General features: G+C 67.6%; 1 protein-coding gene. It reads left to right on the top strand.

From position 1 onward, the window contains the following. Positions 1 to 34 precede the first annotated feature (34 nt). On the top strand, positions 35 to 1,888 hold the full coding sequence (locus tag E0H73_RS45635) for an IS481 family transposase (protein WP_420323466.1): 1,854 nt from the start codon (positions 35 to 37) through the stop codon (positions 1,886 to 1,888). The last annotated feature ends 57 nt before the right edge of the window (positions 1,889 to 1,945 follow it).

Genomic DNA, 1,945 nt, shown 5'->3' on the forward strand with positions numbered 1-1,945 from the left:
GGACTCGAGGAGGCCGGGATTGGTGCTGGTTGTGTTGTCCGTTGTGGAGCAACGCCTCGATGCAGTTCGTGCGGTTCTTGATGGAGGGGTTGTCGAAGAGGTTGCCGCGGATGTCGGGGTGCATCGCACGACGTTGCACCGGTGGGTGGTGCGGTATCTGGTTGAGGGCGTCGGGGGGCTGTCGGATCGTTCGCACCGTCCCAGGTCGTGTCCGCACCAGGTCTGCAGCAAGGTGGAGGCCGTGGTCGCCGAGATGCGTCGGGAGCATCCGCGGTGGGGTGCGAAGCGGATCCGGATGGAAATGCTGCGCAAGCGCGCTCCATGGGCAAGCGAGGACGGCAAGACCGTGGTGGTGCCGTCGCTGCGGACTGTCGTGCGGATCCTGCAGCGCCAAGGATTGGCGAGGTCGAAACCTCGGAAGCGTCCCCGCGGCTCCTACGTCCGGTTCGAGCGGCCCGGTCCGATGCAGCTGTGGCAGATGGACATCGTCGGCGGCGTGATGCTGGTCAACACCGCCACCGGCGTGCTGCGAGAGGCGAAGGTGGTCACGGCGGTCGATGACCACTCCCGGTACTGCGTGATCGCGAAGGTGGTGGAGCGTGCGACCGCGCGGGCGGTGTGTCTGGCGTTGGTCGAGGCGCTGGTGCGGTTCGGGGTGCCCGAGGAGATCCTCACTGACAATGGCAAGCAGTTCACCGACCGGTTCGGCAGGCACGGGCCCCGCAATGGTGAGGTGTTGTTCGACAAGATCTGCCGCAAGAACGCGATCACGCACCGGCTGACACAACCGGCGTCGCCGAATCAGAACGGGAAGGTGGAGAGGTTCCACGGCACGTTGCGCCCCGACTTCCTCGACACCGCAGACCCGTTCGGCTCGGTCGAGGAAGCACAGGCCGCAGTGGACGCCTACGTGCTGGAGTACAACACCGACCGGCCGCATCAGGCGCTCGACCCCGAGGTTCCGGTGATGCCGGTCGACCGGTTCCAGCCGGTGTCACAGGCAAAGCGTGACCTGCTTGAGCTGTGGCTCCCGCCGCACCTGGCACCAGCCGCAGAACCCGGCGGCGATCCCGACGCCAGTGCACCAACCGTCGATAGGGCTGACGGGATGCAGGTGCCTGAGGTGCTGCCGGTGCCGCAGAGCTGGAGCGGTGGTCCGATCGAGTTCGACCGGGTGGTGCCGCCGAGCGGGAACCTGGCGGTGGCCGGCCGACAGTTCTGGCTCGGGCCACAACGCGCCGGACAGGTGCTGCGGTTTTGGGCCGACGTGAACCTGATCCACCTGCTGGTCGCCGGCGCCCGGATCAAGACCGTCCGCTCACACCTGACCGTCAACGACCTGGCGAAGCTGGTCACCGACGGCGCGGTCAATGCCGGAGCCTCCCCGCTGCCACGCATCGAGGGCGGCGACGCGATCGAGGTCGAACGCATCGTGGCCCGCGGCGGCACCGTGTCATTGGCCAACCATGCCGTGTTGGCCGCGGAGATCCTCGGCGGCCGCCGGGTAGGGATCCGCCTCGAACCATCGACGTTGATGTTCTACGACCTCGACACCCGCGAACTGCTCCGGGTCCGACCCAACCCGCTGACCATGGACCAGGCCCACCGCCTGCGCGGCAGCCGACCCGCCGGCCCACCACCACGACCCTCCACCGAACCCATCCGCGTCCAGCGCCGCGCCTCCAACAGCGGCGTGATCATGGTCTGCGGCCAAAAGATCGCCCTCGGCCGGGCCCACCAGCATCAAACCGTCACCGTGCTCGTCTCCGAGACCACCCTCGCGATCGACCTACCCGACACCGACACCAAGATCGTGCGCCGCACGACCACCCAGCCGGTGCGTAGTATCAAGGGCCAGCGGCCGCGGACCGCAGCCTCAGTTTCCTAGCCCCCATGTCGCACATCAGGTGGCGCAGATCCGTCGCACATCAGGTGGCACTAGGCA

This window comes from Kribbella pittospori, assembly GCF_004331465.1.
GTDB classification, from domain to species: domain Bacteria; phylum Actinomycetota; class Actinomycetes; order Propionibacteriales; family Kribbellaceae; genus Kribbella; species Kribbella pittospori.